The 17,379-nt window shown below is 66.0% G+C and carries 13 protein-coding genes and 3 pseudogenes; 8 read left to right on the forward strand and 8 right to left on the reverse strand.

The annotated features are described in order from the left end of the window. Positions 1-70 precede the first annotated feature (70 nt). On the forward strand, positions 71-916 hold the full coding sequence (locus SHTP_RS02090; RefSeq protein ID WP_096369633.1) for a type IV toxin-antitoxin system AbiEi family antitoxin: 846 nt from the start codon (positions 71-73) through the stop codon (positions 914-916). 87 nt (positions 917-1,003) lie between these two features. Here the strand turns inward: SHTP_RS02090 and SHTP_RS02095 are convergent, their stop codons facing one another. Next, complete coding sequence (locus SHTP_RS02095) at positions 1,004-1,873, reverse strand: MaoC/PaaZ C-terminal domain-containing protein (protein ID WP_096369634.1); 870 nt, start codon at positions 1,871-1,873, stop codon at positions 1,004-1,006. Position 1,874: 1 nt separating this feature from the next. After that, positions 1,875-3,569 carry a 3-oxosteroid 1-dehydrogenase gene (kstD, locus tag SHTP_RS02100; RefSeq protein WP_096372272.1) on the reverse strand — a complete coding sequence of 565 codons (1,695 nt, stop codon included), beginning with the start codon at positions 3,567-3,569 and terminating at the stop codon, positions 1,875-1,877. Between the two features lie 83 nt (positions 3,570-3,652). Between kstD and SHTP_RS02105 the strand changes: the two genes are divergently transcribed. The 3 genes from SHTP_RS02105 to dmpG are packed head-to-tail and all read left to right on the forward strand — an operon-like array spanning position 3,653 to position 6,448. Next, positions 3,653-4,438: a 2-keto-4-pentenoate hydratase gene (locus tag SHTP_RS02105; RefSeq protein ID WP_012396547.1), complete on the forward strand. Its 786-nt coding sequence runs from the start codon at positions 3,653-3,655 to the stop codon at positions 4,436-4,438. Between the two features lie 43 nt (positions 4,439-4,481). After that, complete coding sequence (locus SHTP_RS02110; protein ID WP_096369635.1) at positions 4,482-5,408, forward strand: acetaldehyde dehydrogenase (acetylating); 927 nt, start codon at positions 4,482-4,484, stop codon at positions 5,406-5,408. After that, positions 5,405-6,448: a 4-hydroxy-2-oxovalerate aldolase gene (dmpG, locus tag SHTP_RS02115; RefSeq protein ID WP_012396545.1), complete on the forward strand. Its 1,044-nt coding sequence runs from the start codon at positions 5,405-5,407 to the stop codon at positions 6,446-6,448. The genes SHTP_RS02110 and dmpG overlap by 4 nt, the downstream gene beginning before the upstream one ends. Here the strand turns inward: dmpG and SHTP_RS28315 are convergent. Together SHTP_RS28315 and SHTP_RS28320 are read right to left on the reverse strand one after the other, a co-directional pair. Further along, positions 6,435-7,851, reverse strand: a pseudogene (locus tag SHTP_RS28315) (circularly permuted type 2 ATP-grasp protein). The gene dmpG and the pseudogene SHTP_RS28315 sit on opposite strands and share 14 nt — an antisense overlap. Before the next feature lie 96 nt (positions 7,852-7,947). Continuing rightward, positions 7,948-9,042, reverse strand: a pseudogene (locus tag SHTP_RS28320) (carboxylate-amine ligase); the annotation flags it as partial. Positions 9,043-9,279: 237 nt separating this feature from the next. On the opposite strand from SHTP_RS28320, the gene SHTP_RS02125 reads away from it, so the two are divergent. The 3 genes from SHTP_RS02125 to SHTP_RS02135 are packed head-to-tail and all read left to right on the forward strand — an operon-like array spanning position 9,280 to position 12,354. Further along, the gene (locus SHTP_RS02125; RefSeq protein WP_096369636.1) at positions 9,280-10,413 is read left to right on the forward strand and encodes a hypothetical protein; all 1,134 of its coding nucleotides are present in this window, start codon (positions 9,280-9,282) and stop codon (positions 10,411-10,413) included. Between the two features lie 13 nt (positions 10,414-10,426). After that, positions 10,427-11,209 carry an SDR family oxidoreductase gene (locus SHTP_RS02130; protein ID WP_096369637.1) on the forward strand — a complete coding sequence of 261 codons (783 nt, stop codon included), beginning with the start codon at positions 10,427-10,429 and terminating at the stop codon, positions 11,207-11,209. Further along, positions 11,209-12,354: a sulfotransferase family protein gene (locus SHTP_RS02135; RefSeq protein WP_096369638.1), complete on the forward strand. Its 1,146-nt coding sequence runs from the start codon at positions 11,209-11,211 to the stop codon at positions 12,352-12,354. The genes SHTP_RS02130 and SHTP_RS02135 overlap by 1 nt, the downstream gene beginning before the upstream one ends. Positions 12,355-12,357: 3 nt before the next feature. Here SHTP_RS02135 and SHTP_RS02140 read toward each other — a convergent pair whose 3' ends face one another. Both SHTP_RS02140 and SHTP_RS02145 read right to left on the reverse strand, forming a co-directional pair. Next, positions 12,358-12,807 carry a hypothetical protein gene (locus SHTP_RS02140; RefSeq protein WP_038580952.1) on the reverse strand — a complete coding sequence of 150 codons (450 nt, stop codon included), beginning with the start codon at positions 12,805-12,807 and terminating at the stop codon, positions 12,358-12,360. 5 nt (positions 12,808-12,812) lie between these two features. Next, positions 12,813-13,997: a 3-ketosteroid-9-alpha-monooxygenase, oxygenase component gene (locus SHTP_RS02145; RefSeq protein ID WP_096369639.1), complete on the reverse strand. Its 1,185-nt coding sequence runs from the start codon at positions 13,995-13,997 to the stop codon at positions 12,813-12,815. A 113-nt stretch (positions 13,998-14,110) separates the two neighbouring features. Here SHTP_RS02145 and SHTP_RS02150 point away from each other — a divergent pair, with 113 nt between their 5' ends. Then, positions 14,111-14,635 (forward strand): gamma carbonic anhydrase family protein, encoded by a 525-nt coding sequence (locus SHTP_RS02150; protein ID WP_015357379.1) that lies wholly within the window; start codon positions 14,111-14,113, stop codon positions 14,633-14,635. 6 nt (positions 14,636-14,641) lie between these two features. Here the strand turns inward: SHTP_RS02150 and SHTP_RS02155 are convergent. Both SHTP_RS02155 and SHTP_RS02160 read right to left on the reverse strand, forming a co-directional pair. Beyond that, positions 14,642-16,276, reverse strand: a pseudogene (locus SHTP_RS02155) (PE family protein). A 103-nt stretch (positions 16,277-16,379) separates the two neighbouring features. After that, positions 16,380-17,327: an NHL repeat-containing protein gene (locus SHTP_RS02160; protein ID WP_096369640.1), complete on the reverse strand. Its 948-nt coding sequence runs from the start codon at positions 17,325-17,327 to the stop codon at positions 16,380-16,382. Between the last annotated feature and the right edge of the window lie 52 nt (positions 17,328-17,379).

Below are 17,379 nucleotides of genomic sequence, written 5' to 3' on the forward strand. Positions count from 1 at the left end.
TAGAGTGACGCTGTGGATGGTTGAGGTGCGCTGAGGTGACGGCTGCGGCCGTCCGTGCAACGCTGCCGCCATGGCAGTGCCGTTTCTGGGAAGTGAAGCCGTCGCCAGCGGTGAGGTCCGCAAGAGCGCGCTGCGAACGCGGTACCACAGGCTGTTTCCGGACGTCTATATCCGCTGCGACGCCGAGCTGAGTCCCCAGGCCCGGGCCAGGGCGGGCTGGCTGTGGTCACGACGCCGGGGCATTGTCGCCGGACTGTCGGCCTCCGCGCTGCACGGAGCCAGATGGGTCGATCCCGATGCGCCGTTGGACATTCTGCACGTCAACCGAAACCCGAGGCCGGGCATTCGAGCCCGCGGCGACCGGATCGCCACTGACGAAGTCATGCAGATCGGCGGCATACCCGTGACAACGCCGGCCCGCACCGCGCTGGACCTGGGCTGCTGGTACCCGACGGGCGAAGCTGTGGCCGCAATCGATTCCCTGATGCGCGCCGCCGATGTGGGACGGGCCCAGATGGAGACGCTCCTGCACCGCTATCCGACCCGGCGGTGGATCCGCCGGGCGCGCAGGGCGGTCGAGCGGGCGGATCCTGGAGCTCAGTCGCCCAAAGAGACCTGGCTGCGACTGTTGCTGCTCGACGATGGTCTTCCTCGACCGCAAACTCAGATCCGCGTCGCCGACGAATGGGGTGAGCTTGTCGCTTATCTCGACATGGGATGGGAGGAGCTGATGGTCGCCGTTGAGTACGACGGTGAACAGCACCGCAACGACCGGCGGCAATATAGCTGGGACATAAGGCGAAAGGAGATCCTCGAGCGACTCGGATGGACGGTCATCCGAGTGCTTGCGGGCGATCGGCCCACCGACATCCTGCGGCGGGTACGGGCCGCGCTGGTGCGCCGAGCGTTACGCTAGCGTGGCCCTGGCACGCGACCGCCACGCCAGCGTGACACTCGGGCGTGGCGAACTGGGCGGGCGCGAGACCGCGAGACCGCTTGACGGCTAGACCGGGGTCAGCTCCACTCCGCTGAGCACCACAGCGTTGTCGCGCCCGGGCGCGACAACGCTAGCCAGGAAGCGTTCGTTGTCCTTCCAGACGTTGACGGTGAGCGTCTCGCCGGGGAAGGCCACACCCGCAAAGCGGGCACCGTAGCCGGCGACCGCGGTCGCGTCCGCGTCGAGCAGTGCGTCGGTGATCGCCTTGCAGGTCATACCGTAGGTGCACAGCCCATGCAGAATGGGCTTGGGAAAGCCCGCGGCCGCGGCGAATTCGGGATCCGAATGCAACGGGTTGCGATCGCCGCAGAGTCGGTACAGCAGGGCCTGGTGCGGCAGGATCGGCATCGCGAGCTCCAGATCGGGCGCCCGTTGTGGTGCCGCATCAGCGGCCCCGCCACCGGAAGGCCCACGGTCGCCACCGAATCCCCCTTCGCCGCGGGCATAGATCGATCGCCGTTGCGTCCATAGTGGCGCACCGTCGAGTGTGGTCACGGTCGTCTCGCTCCAGATGACCGCGGCCTTACCCTTATCCCAGATATCGGTGAACCGGGTGATGGCCCGCGCGGAGCCCGCCGGCGGCAGTGGCGCGGGCACTTGCACCCGCTCGCTGGCATGTAGCACCTTGCTCAGCTCGATATCGATGCCGGGAAATTGGACCGTTGGCGCCTTGGTGGCGTGGAAGGTTGCCGCCACATTGCCGAAGGTCGGCAACACCTGCGGTGTGTCATCAACCAGATAACGCAGTTCCCGGGGGTCCATCGCATCCGCCCCAGCGCCCAGGCCCAGGTGATAGAGCTGCACATCACTGCTGGCCCAAGAGAACTCGATCGGGTCAAGCTCAGCACTCAGCGCGACGGCTACGTCAATCGGCATCTCAACGGTCTCCCGCGATGTGTAGCGCGGCCAGGTAGCCGAATGTCATCGCCGGCCCGATGGTGCCGCCCGGTCCGGGATAGGTATGCCCCATCACCGGCGCGCTGACGTTGCCGGCGGCGTAAAGGCCGTCGATGATGCTGCCGTCGTCGCGCAGCGCCCGTCCGTTGACATCGGTGCGGATACCGCCCTTGGTGCCCAGGTCGCCGGGCACCATCTTGGCGGCGTAGTACGGGGCGTGGTTGATCTCGCCCAGGTTCGGATTGGGCTTGTTGGTCGGGTCGCCGTAGTACCGGTCGTAGGCGCTCTCGCCACGGTGGTAGTCCTCGTCGACCCCGGAGCGCGCAAAGCCGTTGAAACGCGACACGGTCGAGGTGAGTTCATCGACCGGAAGTCCCGCCTTGGCGGCCAGCTCTTCAAGCGTGTCGGCCATGACGATCACCCCGGAATCCAGCCACTTGCGTGGAATACGTTGGCCGGGTTGCAGTCCCGCGAAGATGTAGCGGTCGCGGTAACGCTGATCGAATACCAGCCAGGCGGGAATGTTCTCACCGGGTCCCGGGCCTTGACCGTACTGGCCGCCGTACATGTGGTGGCAGGCCTCCACATAGGGCATCGACTCATTCATGAATCGCTGTCCTGACATGTTGACGATGATCGAGCCCGGAGAATTGCGCTCGGACAGCGCGAACCACGGCCTGCCGACCAGCGGCACCGTTGGCCCCCACCAGGCGTCTTCCATCAGGTCCAGTGCGGCGCCCAGCTTTTCGGCGGCGACGATGCCATCGCCGGTATTGGCCTTGGCGCCCACGGTCCAGTCTGTGGTGATCGGCGCACGCTGGTACTTCACCCGCATCTGCTCGTTGTGGTCAAAGCCGCCGCAAGCCAGGATGACCCCCTTGCGGGCCCGAATCAGTTGCGGCTCCTCCGATTCCTGCGCGTCTGTACTGCGGACGTAGATCCCGCGCACCACGCCGTCTTCGAGGTAGAGGTCGGTGAGTGCGGTGTTCAGCTGCACCGGAACGCCTTTGCGCTGCAGCCCGATGCGCAGCGGCCCGATCAGCGCCCGTCCCATGCCGACCAGGTTCTTGCCGGTTGCCTTGGCCCACATCGTGCGGGCGCCCACCTTCATGCTGCGCAGCACCCCCCGGGGGTGACGCTTGAGCTGGTTGAGGCGCACGTAGTCCTGTTGCATCACAACGACATTGAGTGGAATCTTGCCGTATGCCGGCTCTAGCTCGGCCATGTCGGCGCCCAGCTTGCGGGCATCGAAGGGCTTCGGCTCGATGGAGCGGCCGCCGGAGCGTCCGCCCGGTGCTTCGGGGTAGTAGTCGGAATAGCCGGGCACCCAGCACATTTTCAATGGCGTGTGCTCGAGCACAAAGGACAACATCTCGGGCCCACGCTCGAGATAGGTGTCGATGCGCTCCGGTTCGACCCCGCTGACCGATGAGTCGCCGATGATGCCGTGCAGATAGGTGCGTGCCGCCTCGGTCGTGTCCGAGACGCGGGCGCATTTGAGGATCTGGTTGTTGGGAATCCATACCCCGCCGCCCGAGCGTGCGGTCGAGCCACCGTAGTGCGCGGCCTTCTCGATGACTACTGTCGAGAGGCCCTTGTGTGCGGCGGCAAGGGCAGCCACCATGCCGGCGCCGCCGCTTCCGACCACGACGACGTCGTAGTCCTGTGATGTCATGTAGAACACGTTATAGAATTGCCAGGGTCGGGCGCTACTGGCCCGGTCATCACGATGCCAGAAAGACGAGGGGACTTCGGGAGATGCTGGCTGATTCGACCCGGGACAAGATTGCCGCCGACTTGGCGCAAGCCGAACGGAGCCGTCAGCCGATAACCCCGTTGACGCCGTCCTACCCGGATATCGACGTGGTCGACGCCTACCAGATCCAGCTGATCAACATTCGTCGGCGGGTCGCCGAAGGAGGCCGAGTGGTGGGCCACAAGGTCGGCCTGTCCTCGCCGGTGATGCAGCAGATGATGGGTGTCGACGAGCCTGACTACGGGCACCTGCTCGACAACATGCGGGTGTTCGAGGACGCCCCGGTGCGGACGGCGAACTACCTGTATCCCCGGGTGGAGGTCGAGGTCGGCTTCATCCTGGCCGCCGACCTGCCGGGCGCCGACTGCACCGAGGACGACGTGCTGGCGGCCACCGAGGCCCTGGTTCCCTCGATCGAGTTGATCGACACCAGGATCAAGGATTGGCAGATCAAGATCTGCGACACCATCGCTGACAACGCATCGGCCGCGGGCTTCGTGCTGGGTGCGGCGCGGGTGTCCCCGGCGGAGGTGGACGTGAAGGCGATCGACGCGGTCCTGACTCGCAACGGCGAGCTGGCCGCCGAGGGGCGCAGCGACGCGGTGCTGGGCAACCCGGCCACCGCGGTGGCGTGGTTGGCCCGCAAGGTCGAGGGGTTTGGCGTGCGGTTACGCAAGGGCGACATCGTGCTGCCGGGGTCGTGCACGTTCGCCGTCGACGCGAACGCCGGTGACGAGTTCGTCGCCGATTTCACGGGCCTGGGTTCGGTTCGCTTGTCGTTCCAATAGTGCCGAACTAGTGTCGAACATCGAGAGCGGTAAAAGGAGCAACATGCCGTCGAAGGCAAGTGTGGCCATTGTTGGGTCCGGAAATATCAGCACCGACCTGCTCTACAAACTGCTGCGATCCGACTGGCTGGAACCGCGCTGGATGGTGGGGATCGACCCGCAGAGTGAGGGTTTGGCGCGGGCCCGCAAGTTGGGCCTGGAGACCACCCACGAGGGCGTGGATTGGCTGTTGGCCCAGTCGGACAAGCCCGATCTGGTGTTCGAGGCGACCAGTGCCTATGTGCACAAGGCGGCGGCGCCGAAGTATGTGGCCGCCGGAATCCGGGCGATTGACTTGACGCCGGCGGCGGTGGGTCCCGCGGTGGTTCCGCCGGCCAACCTGCGCGAGCACCTGGATGCCCCCAACGTCAACATGATCACCTGTGGGGGACAGGCGACCATTCCGATCGTGTACGCGGTGTCGCGAGCGGTTGCCGATCTGGGCGGGGTTCCCTACGCCGAGATCGTGGCGTCGGTGGCCTCGGTCTCGGCAGGGCCCGGGACCCGGGCCAACATCGACGAGTTCACCAAGACCACCAGCAAAGGTGTCGAGACGATCGGCGGCGCCCGGCGCGGTAAGGCGATCATCATTTTGAACCCGGCCGATCCGCCGATGATCATGCGGGACACGATCTTTTGCGCCATCCCCGAAGACGCCGACCGCGACGCGATCGCGGCCTCGATTCATGAGGTCGTGGCCCAGGTGCAGACCTATGTGCCCGGGTACCGGTTGCTCAACGAGCCGCAGTTCGACGAGCCGTCGATCAACTCCGGTGGCCAGGCGGTGGTGACCACGTTCGTCGAGGTCGAAGGCGCTGGCGATTATCTGCCGCCCTACGCGGGCAATCTGGACATCATGACCGCGGCGGCGACCAAGGTCGGCGAGGAGATCGCCAAGGAGACGCTGGCCGTGTCAGGAGGAAAGCGATGACCGGGATCTGGGATGTGCGCATCACCGACACGTCGTTGCGCGACGGGTCGCACCACAAACGCCACCAGTTCATCAAGGAGGAGGTCGGCGCCATCGTGGCGGCCCTGGATGCCGCCGGGGTGCCGGTGATCGAGGTGACCCACGGCGACGGGCTGGGCGGGTCGAGCTTCAACTACGGCTTCTCCAAAACCCCCGAGCAGGAACTGATCAAGCTGGCCGCCCAGACGGCCAAGGAAGCCAAGATCGCGTTTTTGATGCTGCCCGGGGTCGGCACCAAAGAAGACATCAAAGAAGCGCAAGACAACGGTGGATCCATCTGCCGGATTGCCACCCACTGCACCGAGGCCGACGTCTCGATCCAGCATTTCGGGCTGGCCCGCGAGCTGGGCCTGGAAACCGTCGGGTTCTTGATGATGGCGCACACGATTGCGCCCGAGAAACTGGCCGCCCAGGCTCGCATCATGGCCGACGCCGGCTGCCAGTGCGTCTATGTCGTCGACTCCGCCGGCGCCCTGGTGCTCGACGGCGTCGCCGACCGGGTTGCCGCGCTGGTCGCCGAACTCGGCGAGGACGCCCAGGTGGGTTTTCACGGGCATGAGAACCTCGGCCTGGGGGTGGCCAACTCGGTAGAGGCGGTGCGTGCCGGTGCCAAGCAGATCGACGGCAGCGTGCGCCGGTTCGGCGCGGGCGCGGGCAATGCGCCGGTCGAAGCCCTGATCGGGGTGTTCGACAAGATCGGCGTCAAGACCGGTATCGACTTCTTCGACATCGCCGACGCCGCCGAAGACGTGGTGCGCCCGGCCATGCCCGCCGAATGCCTGCTCGACCGCAATGCGCTGATCATGGGCTACTCCGGGGTGTATTCCAGCTTCCTCAAGCACGCCGTTCGCCAATCCGAGCGCTACGGTGTTCCCGCGCATCAGCTCTTGCACCGGGCCGGTCAGCGCAAGCTCATCGGTGGCCAGGAAGATCAGCTCATCGACATCGCACTGGAAATCAAGCGTGAGCAGGAAAGCGGCCAGGTCGCTAGCCGTCGGTGAAGATCCAGGTGTCCTTGCTGCCGGCGCCCGACGACGAGTTCGCTATCCGCGACCCTCGGCTGGCCACTCGGGTCAGGGCGGCGGGCAGGACTTTCGCCGTCACCGGGCCGCGGGGTGCCTGTCGTAGGTGGACGAACGCGCGCAGGTCGACGTGGTGCGGGTAGAGCCCATCGTCATCGAAGGTTGGGTGCGTTGAGAGTGCCACCAGCTGCTGGGCGACGAACCGCTCCGGTTGGATGAGCAGCTCGCGCCGGCGCGCCTCGATCGCGGCGTCGGTGGCTTCCGGGCCGATCAGCACGCCGCTGCCGCTGAGCCCGTCGGTCTGCTTGACCACCAGCTCGCCCAGATGATCCAGCACGTTATCGCGCTGCTCGCGTTCGGCGCAGACCCACGTCGGCACCTGCGCCAGCGCCGGCTTCTCCCCGAGGTAGTACTCGATCATGGCGGGGACGAACGGGTAGACCGCCTTGTCCTCGGCGACGCCGTTACCCAGCGCGTTGACGATGGTGAGGTTGCCGGCGTCCAGCGCCTCGAGCAGTCCGGACCGCAGCGGCGCGCCATCGTGGCCGGTCGATGAAAGCAGCATGTCCTCGTACATCCGCGAATAGATGACGTCGACCGGAGAACCGCCGGAACCGCCGTGGCGGAACACCCTGCGATCGCGCACCGACAGGTCCGATGGCGCGACCAGTGCAACGCCCATCTCCTCGGCGAGGAATCCGTTCGAACCAGCCCGGGTCGTCGCGGCCGGCCGACAACAGGGTGACCGTCGGCTGATCGGGAGTGTGCGGTGGGGACGCCGCCCGCAGCGTCTCCAGCAGCAGGTGCGCGACCCGGTCCAGATCGGCGACCCCGCCCGGCGGTGGCAGCTCGGGCAGGTACTTGCCAAGCAGCCGGCGGTTGACGATCGCGTACGCCACACCGGACGGGATGCGCAGGTTGTCTTCCAGCACCATCCAGTTACCCGCGCGGTCGCACACCAGGTCGATGCCGCTGATGTGCGCACGCACGCCGTCGCCGGCCAGTCGGCCGGTCGAACGGAAACCGGGCGAGCGGTCGAGAACCTGCGCGCTGAGCACGCCGTCCGCCAGGATCGCCTGCTCGGAGTAGACGTCTCGCAGGAAGGCGTCCAGCGCCCTGGCTCGTTGCGCGAGGCCCTGGGACAGCTGTGCCCACTCGTCGGCGGTCACGATTCGCGGCACCAGATCAAGCGGGTTCACCTGCACACGGCTGTGCCCGGCGGCCCGGAACGTGACGTTGCCGGCACTGCGTTCCTGCTCGATGTCGCGGTCGCGGGCGCGCAACACATCGACGCCGAGGCCCTCGATCGTCTTCAGTGCCGTCTTGTAGTTCGGGCGTGCCCGCCCGTCGGCATCGACGGCTTCGTCGTAGCTGGCGAACATGTCGTCGGCGGGTTTGCCGGCCTCGCCGGTGGGCTGATATGCCGCGAGCAGGTCACCATCGTGCGATACCGCCGCGGTGGTGGGCTTGACGCGCCCAGCGGTCTCGGCGATGAGTTGATCTACGACGTCGGTGAGGCGGCCGCGGCGGCGCAGCGCCCGCCGCTGCCGAGCCGAGGACGTACCGGAGAGCAGGGTCTGGCGGGTCAGTTCGCCGATCATCTCCCAGTCGCCGCTGGCTTCGAGCTGCGGTCGCAGCGAGGACACCAGATCGTTGACCACGTCCCCGGCCGGTCGGCTCGCCGGGACGGGCCCGGTGAGGTCGACGAGGTCGCCCTCGAGCCCCGAGCGGGCAGCACGCCAGAGCGCCGCGCTGCCCACCGTCGAGGGAAACGCCGGCGCGGGGGTGCCGGCGCGGATCGCTTCGGCCTCCCGAGCGACGGCGGCCCGGTACAGTCCGGCGACCAGCACGATGGTGTCCACCGACGGGCAGCTGTCGCACACTCGCAGTTCTAGCGTGGGCGCGTGGCTGGACGGCCGGAGATCGAAGTAGATCATGCCGTAGTCGGTGATCACCTGGCTGGCGATCAATGCCTTGACCAGCGCGTCGTACTCGGTTGCCGACTGCACCGGGGCGGCCAGGCCGGTCGTCGGCCATCGTCGCCATACCAGCGTGCGCATGCTGGCATAGCCGGTGTCCGACCCGTCGGCCCAGAACGGCGAGCTGGCCGACAGGGCCAGCAGCGTCGGCAGACAGGGGAGCAGGCGGTTGGCGATGGCGATCGCTTCGTCGCGGTCATCGATGCCGACGTGCACATGGGTGGCGCAGATCAGCTGTTCGCGGGCGAGTAGCTGGTAGTCGGCGAGCATATGCAGGTAGCGGGGAGTCTGGGTGATCTGAAGCTCGGCGGGTACCGACAGTGGCACGGCGCCGGCGGCCACCACGCCCACGCCGATTTCGTCGGCCGCGTCCACCAACAACCGCCGGTGCCGAAGCAGGTCGGCGCGCAGCGCGTCCAGGCTGTCGACGATGCCGCTGTTGGTCTCGACGACGCAGCTTTGAAGTTCGGCGACGTAGTCCTCCGGAAGCTTCGCGAGCAGGTCCGGGGCGCGTGTCGTCAGGCGCCTGGACCTCAGGTCGACAAGGTGAAACTCCTCCTCGACGCCCATCGTTCGCGGCGGGTCGCGGCGCATGCAGCCACGGTACGCAGCGGTCAATTGCGGGTGTGTTAAACAAAGCTTCCGATGTTGTTGCCGCCAGGCGCGACGCGCTGGGGGCGGCGATCGAGCCCGAAAATCGATGGTCGGTGAGGTGAGCTGGCTTCGTTGGTGGGCAGCGCCGCTACGCCGCAAAATGTTCGCCATTGACTCAAAATAGGAACACGTTCTAGCGTCGAAGTCGTGTCCTCCCATCCCGTCTCGCAACCTGTCTTGCAACCTGTCTCGCAACCGCTGACCGTGGCGATTGCCGAAGCCGAGAAGTTGGTCACGGCGGCACCACACATCGAAACCGAAGCCGACCTGCTCGAAGGACTGCAATATCTGGCCGGCTGCATCGCTGGCTGCCTGCATTTGGCCTTCGACTACGAGCGTGATCACCCCTTCCTGCAGTCGGGTACCGGTCCGTTCACCAAGATGGGCCTCGATAACCCCGACACCCTCTACTTCGGCACGCGGGTGCATGCCGACCGTGACTACGTCGTCATCGGCAACCGGGGCACCACCACCGACCTGAGTTTCCAGCTGCTCGGGGGTGAGTACACCGACGACAACGTGCCGGTCAGTCAGGCCGCTTTCGACGACCGTGAACTCGAAATCGCGTCGGACGGCAGCTTTCAATGGCGACTCCGGCCGACCAGCAACGGGCAACTGGTGATCCGGGAGGTCTATGCGGACTGGTCCGCGCAGCGCGGCACGCTAGCCATTTCCAGGCTGGATACCGCCGGCACCGCGCCGCCCCCGCTGACCCGGGAGACCGTGCAAAAGCGCTACACCGTCGCGGGAAAGCAGCTGGTGGACCGGGTGAAGACGTGGTTGCAGTTTCCGCAGTGGTTTTATCTCAACATCCCGGTCAACACCATGGTGGCGCCCCGGTTGACCCCTGGGGGGCTGGCCACGCAGTATTCCTCGGCCGGACACTTCGACCTTCGCCCCGACCAGGCGCTGGTGATCACGGTGCCGGTGAGTGATGCCCCCTATCTGGGCTTTCAGCTCGGCAGCATGTGGTACATCTCGTTGGACTACATCAACCATCAGACCTCCCTGAACAACTCTCAAGCCCAGGCGGATCCGGACGGCAAGGTTCGCATTGTGGTGGCCGACCGCAATCCCGGCGTAACCAACTGGGTGGAAACCCTCGGTCACCGGCGCGGGTTCCTGCAGTTGCGTTGGCAGCGGGTGTCGCGGCAGCTCACTGACGGTGACGGGCCGAGTGTGGAGTTGGTGGACTTCGACGCGGTCGGATCCGTGCTGCCGTATCTGGAGCACAACAAGATTTCCGAAGAAGACTGGCGCGCGCGAATTGCGCTGCGCCAAAAACAAATTGCAGCCAGGATGCTGGGTTGAATAGGAAACGGTGATGCCAGGTTTACTTGACGGAAAGACCCTTGTCATCAGCGGAGTGGGGCCGGGACTGGGGACCACCCTGGCGCATCGGTGCGCGGCCGAGGGGGCCGACCTCGTGCTGGCCGCCCGCAGTGGCGATCGCCTCGATGAACTTGCCAAGCAGATCATCGACAAGGGGCGACAAGCCATCGCGGTTCGCGCCGACATCACCGACGACGATCAGGTGAGCAACCTGGTCGATGCCACGCTCGAGGCATACGGGAAGATCGACGTGCTGGTCAACAACGCGTTTCGGGTGCCATCGATGAAACCGTTGGCCGAGACCACATTTCAACATATTCGGGATGCGATCGAGCTGAGCGCGCTGGGGGCGCTGCGCGTCATTGCGGGCTTCACCCGGGCGCTGGCCGAAACCAATGGTTCGATCGTCAACGTCAACTCGATGGTGCTACGGCACTCGCAGCCCAAGTTCGGCGCCTACAAGATGGCCAAGTCGACATTGCTGGCGATGTCACACTCGCTAGCAGCGGAACTCGGTGTGAAGGGCATTCGGGTAAATTCCGTTGCGCCGGGCAACATCTGGGGTGACACGCTGCAGGGCTACTTCGAGCACCAGGCCGGCAAGTACGGAACCACGGTGGAGCAGATCTACCAAGCCACGGCCGCGCAGAGTGATCTCAAGCGACTCCCGACCGAGGACGAGGTGGCGTCGGCGATCCTGTTCATGGCCAGCGACCTGTCCAGCGGCATCACCGGGCAGACCCTGGACGTCAACTGCGGGGAGTACCACACCTGATGGCCGATCGCACCGATGTCGGAACCGTCGACGAGCTGCATGCATCGGCTACCAAACTGGTCGGGCTGGACGATTTTGGCAGTGAGCAGGACAACTATCGTGAAGCGCTGGAGGTGCTGCTGGACTCCTATCGGCGCGAGGCCGGACTCACCGTGCTGGGCAGCAAGATGAACCGATTCTTCCTGCGCGGCGCCCTGGTTGCCCGGCTGCTGTCCGAAGCCGCATGGAAGCAGTACCCGCAATATGTCGAAGTGCCGATCCAGCGGCCCATCTTCGTGACCGGCCTGGTGCGGACCGGCATTACGGCGTTGCACCGACTGCTTGGTGCCGACCCGGCCCACCAGGGTCTACACATGTGGCTGGCCGAGTTCCCGCAGCCGCGCCCGCCCCGCGAGACATGGGAGACAAACCCGTTCTACCGCCAGCTCGACGCCCAGTTCACCCAGCACCACAAGGACAATCCCGGCTATACCGGCCTGCACTTCATGGCCGCCTACGAGCTGGAGGAGTGCTGGCAGCTACTGCGGCAGTCGTTGCATTCGGTGTCGTATGAGACCCTCGCCCACCTGCCCAGCTATGCGCAGTGGCTGGCAAAGCAAGACTGGACACCGTCGTATCAACGGCACCGGAAAAACCTTCAGCTCATCGGGCTCAACGATGCCGAAAAACGCTGGGTGCTAAAGAATCCCAGTCATCTGTTCGCATTGGATGCGTTGATGGCCAGCTATCCCGACGCGCTGGTGATACAGACCCACCGCCCGGTCGAGACGATCATGGCCTCGATGTGCTCGTTGGCCCGGCACACTTCCGAAGGCTGGTCGACGAACTTCGTCGGCGCCCAGATCGGTGCCGACGCAATGGAGACCTGGTCGCGCGGCCTGCAGCGGTTCGATTCCGCCCGAACCAATTACGACCCAGCGCAGTTCTACGACGTCGACTATCGGGATCTGATTGCCGACCCGATGGGGACGGTGGCCGACATCTATCGGCATTTTGGCCTGACACTGACCGATGAGGCTCGAGCGGCGATGGCAAAGATCCACGCCGAGAGTCAGACCGGTGAGCGCGCGCCCAAGCATAGGTACTCGCTGGCCGACTACGGCCTGACCGCCGAAGCTGTCAAGGAGCGGTTCGCCGGGTTCTGACGATTAGTCTGGATCATGTTGCACCAGCACGCCTTCGGCGATGGCGTGCTGGATGCTGTCGGTCATCTTAGGGCAGGCCTTGGTGCGCGCGGTATCCCCGCCGGATCGCCGGACTTCGGCGAAATGAGCGCACCGCTGTGCTGCCTCGGTGTTCCACTGCACCGCGGTATGGCCCGGACCGAGTTGCTTGACGGTGACGGTAACGTGGCAGAACCGGCAATCCACCGGCTGCAATCCGGCCGTGAGATAGCGTTCGCGATCGGCGAGACTGGCTTGGCGAACCGCCGCGCCGCGCTGCGGGTCGTTGGTGAAATCCCTTGACTTCGACCAGGGCTGACGCCCATGGTGCTGTTCGGAGGATTCCTGGTGATCATGATGGTCACCGAGGAGCAGCAGCATCGACCTGGCGAGTTGATCGACGTCGGGGACCTCTTGATCGTCCGGTGCTGCCATGGCCGTCAGTGTTGCTCGGCGGGCACGTCGTCGGGCACCGATTCGGCCTGCTGCTCCTGGAGTTTCTTTGTCTCCAGATTCTGTTGGACCTCGGCTCGCCAGAACTCGTTGGCGCGGGTGGTGTCGACTTCCATCTCGAAGCGTTCCACCATCTCCGGGGTGACGTCGGCGGCATCCACGTAGAACTGCTCATACCAGCGCCGCATCTGATAGACGGCGCCGTCTTCTTCGACCAGCAGGGGATTGTCGATGCGGGTCTTGTGCTTCCAGATCTCGACGTCCTGCAAGAAGCCCTTGCTGACACCTTCGGTAAACACCCGCGACAGCTTGTCGGTTATCTTTTCGTCCATGCCCTTGGGCTTTTCGACGATGACACCCCACTGCAGCACGAATGAGTCCTGGGTCACCGGGTAGTGGCAGTTGATCAGAATCGACTCGGACTTGTACCCGCCGTAGCTGTTGTGCAGCCAGTTGATCATGAACGACGGCCCGAAATACGACGCTTCCGAATCCAAGTGTGCTTCACCGTAAGCGGTCCCGAGATCGTCAACATCGGGGCGCCCGACGTTGTGCAGATACTGCGAAGCGATGTGGCCTTCGAAGACGTTCTTGAAGTAGGTCGGCAGCCCGAAGTGGATGTAGAAGAAGTGCGCCATGTCAGTGACGTTGTCGATGATGTCGCGGCAGTTGGAGCCTTCGATGAGAATCCGGTTCCACCGCCACTGGGTCCAGTCATCGCTCGCGGCCTCGGGAATGTCGGGGATGCGGACCGCGGGGTCGGGTGGGTTGCCTTCGTGGTCGTGCCAGACGAAGAGCAGCCCACCACGGACATCCGTCGTCCACGACCGGGTGCGCGCCATCCGGGGCGTGCGCTTCGCGTAGGGCACCAACTTGCAGGGGCCGTCACCGCCCCAGCGCCAATCGTGGAACGGGCAGGCCACCTCGTCGCCCTTGATGGTGCCCTCCGACAGGTCACCACCCATGTGCCGGCAATAGCTGTCGAGGATCTTCAGGTCCCCGTGCGAGTCGGTGAACACCACCAGCTTGGTGCCGAACGCCTCCACTCCATGGGGCTTACCGTCCATGAAGTCCTTGGCAACGCCCAGGCAATGCCAGCCGCGTGCATACCTGTTCGGCAAGATGCCGGCGTCGATCTCCCGGACGCCGACGGCAGTTGTGTCGGTACTCACCCGTAACCTCCAGATCGCTGTCTCTAACTAGAACACGTTACAGTTTTGGGGTGGGAGAGTGCAACGACGGCGAGTCTGGCCACGACATATGCATGTTGCGGTATATGTAAACGATGCCGCTATTTTCGTTTGAGGGTCGCTCCCCGCGCGTTGATCCCACCGCGTTCGTAGCGCCAACCGCGACGCTGATCGGCGACGTCACCGTCGAGGCGGGCGCGTCGGTGTGGTTCAACGCCGTGCTTCGAGGCGACTACGCGCCCGTCGTGATACGGGAGGGCGCCAATGTGCAAGACGGGTCCGTGTTGCATGCACCGCCAGGCATCCCGGTCGACATCGGCCCGGGCGCAACGGTGGCGCACCTGTGCGTGATTCATGGCGTTCACGTCGGAGCTGAGGCGCTAATCGCCAACCACGCAACGGTTCTCGACGGTGCCGTGATCGGCGCGCGCTGTCTGGTCGCCGCGCATTCGTTGGTGGTGGGCGGCACTCAGATTCCGGAGGGAATGCTGGTCACCGGGGCACCGGCCAAGGTGAAGGGACCGATTGCCGGAACCGGCGCGGAGATGTGGGTCAATGTCAATCCGCAGGCCTATCGCGACCTGGCGGCGCGACACATGGCCGGGCTGGAGCCGCTCTAACCCCGGTTAGTTCAGCCCCGGTGTCCCGTTGAGGCCGGCCAACAGGCCACCGGCCCCGGCCGCGCCGGCGTTGCCGTTATCCGGTTGGCCCGACCCGCCATTGCCACCGTTGCCACCGTTGCCGATCAACTGTGCGTTACCGCCGGCCCCGCCGGTGCCGCCGGTGCTCCCAGGCTGCAGGGCCTGCCCACCGGCGCCGCCCGAACCACCGGAGCCGATCAGCCCGGCCTTGCCGCCATTGCCGCCGTCCCCGCCGGCATTGCCGGACAGCGCGGTAATCCCGCCGCCACCGCCGGCACCGCCGTCGCCGACAAGTGCACCGCCGGCACCGCCGTTGCCGCCGGCACCGCCAATCAGGTCACCGAACCCGCCGACACCGCCCGCGCCACCGGCGCCGACCAGCCAGGCAGCGCCGCCGGCGCCACCGGTCCCGGCGATGTTGACCGAGTCTCCGCCGGTCCCGCCGGCGCCACCGTCACCGAACACGCCAGACTGGCCGCCGGCCCCACCCATCCCGCCACCGGTCCCGAGCGAATTCCCGCCGGTGCCGCCCACCCGACCATTACCGGCGAACAACGCGCCGGCGCCACCGGCGCCGCCGGCACCGCCAGATCCGGCGTTGGCGTTTATCGCACTTCCGCCGTGGCCGCCGGCCCCGCCGGCACCGAAGACCAAGCCCGCGGCACCGCCGGCCCCGCCCGCGCCGCCGACCCCGTCGACCCCGGCGTCGTTGTCCAGTAGATTCCCGCCGATTCCACCGACCCCGCCGTCGCCGAACAGTCATCCGCCGCCGCCACCGACGCCGCCGTCACCGCCCGCCCCTCCGCCCGCCAGGGAGAGCCCGCCGGCGCCGCCCGCGCCGCCAGTGCCGAACAGTCCGGCATGGCCGCCGTCCCCACCGGTGCCGGCAACCAGCTGGGCGACGCCACCGGCCCCGCCGGACCCGCCGGTGCCGAACAGCATGCCGCCGAGGCCACCGGCCCCGCCTGCCCCACCGTTGGCCGTCAATGAGCCTCCGACCGCGGTGCCGCCGGCGCCACCCGCGCCGCCAGCGCCTCCTGTTCCGAAAAGTCCTGCGGCGCCGCCGATCCCGCCAGCACCGCCGGTTCCGGAGTTGGCGCTACCACCGGCGCCGCCGGCTCCGGCGGTGCCCCAGAGCAGCCCCGCCGCACCGCCGTTTCCGCCCACCGAGCCGGCCGCGCCGGACCCGCCGCTGCCGCCATTGCCGATCAATATCCCACCGTCGCCACCGTTTGCGCCCGTGCCCGGCGCGCCGTTAGCGCCGTTGCCGATGAGCGGGCGCCCCAATAGCGTCTGGGCGGGTGCGTTCACCGTGTTCAGCAGGTCGTGAGCGAGCGAGACGTTGGTGGCCTCGGCGCTGGCATAGGACGTCGCGGCCGCGCGCAGGTTGCCCACGAACTCGTCGTGAAACCTCGCGGCCGCGATGCCGAGCGTTTGATACGTCTGGCCGTAACAGGCGAACAATGTCGCAACTGCTGCCGAGATCTCGTCACCGGCCGCGGGCGCAAGCTGGGTGGTGGCGAATTCCGCCAGTCTGTTGGCTTCGCGGATCAGTGACCCGATGGTCAGCGCCTTGTCGCTCGTCGTTGCCAGGATCGCCGGGCTGACAACGACCGCCATGATTTACCTCCTGCGCCTGCAACGAGTATCACAGATACGGTTGGTACAGGACGCCAATTCGCGCGGTGCGTGGCTAATGGGCTCTGTAGGCCAATCGAATTCGTCAGCGAGCGTGGCGGCTGTTGGACTGCGCAGGCAGTTTCAGCACCCGGTCGCGATAGTCGATGATATAGACCGACCCCTGACTATCGACTGCCACGTCGGTCGGGGAAAAGAGATCCTTGAAAGGCAGCACGGACTGTTCGTGTGTGGCGGCATCCATCCGCACCACCCGGTTGTTGTTCAGGTCGGCCACATAGACGTTGCCGCTCAGGTCCACGGTCACCCCAGCGGGGAAGTTGAGGCCGGTGAACGGGAGTTCTACCGGCTGTGTCGCGCCTGCGGCCAGCGCCACCACCCGGTTGTGTCCGCTGTCGGTGACATAGACGGTGTAGGCGTTGTCGGCTGCCACATCGTAGGGACGGTCAAGGCCGGTGAAGCCGAGTTCGCTGGGGGTGGTCGAGCCAGCGGGCAGTTTCAGCACGTTGTTGTTGACGTGGTCGACGACGTAGCAGGTGTCGACGCTGTCGAAGGCCAAACCGTGTGGGTCGGCAAGGCCCGTGAACGGGAGTTCGACCGGGGTTGTGGAGCCGGCCGGCACCTTCAATACCCGGTTGGCGGCTTCATCGATCACATAGACGACGTCGTGGCGGTCGACCGCAACACCGCCCGGCGTTATCGGCTCGCCGATCCGAACCGTGACCGGTTTGCTGGATCCGGTGGTGAGTTTCTGCACCAGCCTATTGCCCGAGTCGGCGACGTACACCGTGTCGAGACTGTCCACGGCCACCGCAGCGGGGCCGGACGGGTTGAAATGCAGGGTGGTCTGGGTGGGTTGGGCCGCGACACTGGCGGCCGACCGGTCGAGCTGATCGGAGGGCGTTTTGCCGGATGGTTTGACGATCAAATAGGCGCTGACCGCGAGAATCGCCACGACTATTACCGCGCCACCACCGGCCATCGCGGCTCTTGCCCATTTGCGCGGCGACATTCTGAACCCGACACCCGCCATGGGGCGACTCCTTCACCACCTTCGGTGATCGCAACCCCAAGACCGTACCTCA

Source organism: Mycobacterium ulcerans subsp. shinshuense (assembly GCF_002355775.1).
GTDB lineage: Bacteria > Actinomycetota > Actinomycetes > Mycobacteriales > Mycobacteriaceae > Mycobacterium > Mycobacterium marinum.

Coding starts and splice junctions, on each gene's coding strand:
- SHTP_RS02090 (WP_096369633.1), top strand. CDS start 71: ATGGCAGTGCCGTTTCTGGGAAGTGAAGCCGTCGCCAGCGGTGAGGTC.
- SHTP_RS02095 (WP_096369634.1), bottom strand. CDS start 1,873: ATGCCGATTGACGTAGCCGTCGCGCTGAGTGCTGAGCTTGACCCGATC.
- kstD (WP_096372272.1), bottom strand. CDS start 3,569: ATGACATCACAGGACTACGACGTCGTCGTGGTCGGAAGCGGCGGCGCC.
- SHTP_RS02105 (WP_012396547.1), top strand. CDS start 3,653: ATGCTGGCTGATTCGACCCGGGACAAGATTGCCGCCGACTTGGCGCAA.
- SHTP_RS02110 (WP_096369635.1), top strand. CDS start 4,482: ATGCCGTCGAAGGCAAGTGTGGCCATTGTTGGGTCCGGAAATATCAGC.
- dmpG (WP_012396545.1), top strand. CDS start 5,405: ATGACCGGGATCTGGGATGTGCGCATCACCGACACGTCGTTGCGCGAC.
- SHTP_RS02130 (WP_096369637.1), top strand. CDS start 10,427: ATGCCAGGTTTACTTGACGGAAAGACCCTTGTCATCAGCGGAGTGGGG.
- SHTP_RS02135 (WP_096369638.1), top strand. CDS start 11,209: ATGGCCGATCGCACCGATGTCGGAACCGTCGACGAGCTGCATGCATCG.
- SHTP_RS02140 (WP_038580952.1), bottom strand. CDS start 12,807: ATGGCAGCACCGGACGATCAAGAGGTCCCCGACGTCGATCAACTCGCC.
- SHTP_RS02150 (WP_015357379.1), top strand. CDS start 14,111: ATGCCGCTATTTTCGTTTGAGGGTCGCTCCCCGCGCGTTGATCCCACC.
- SHTP_RS02160 (WP_096369640.1), bottom strand. CDS start 17,327: ATGGCGGGTGTCGGGTTCAGAATGTCGCCGCGCAAATGGGCAAGAGCC.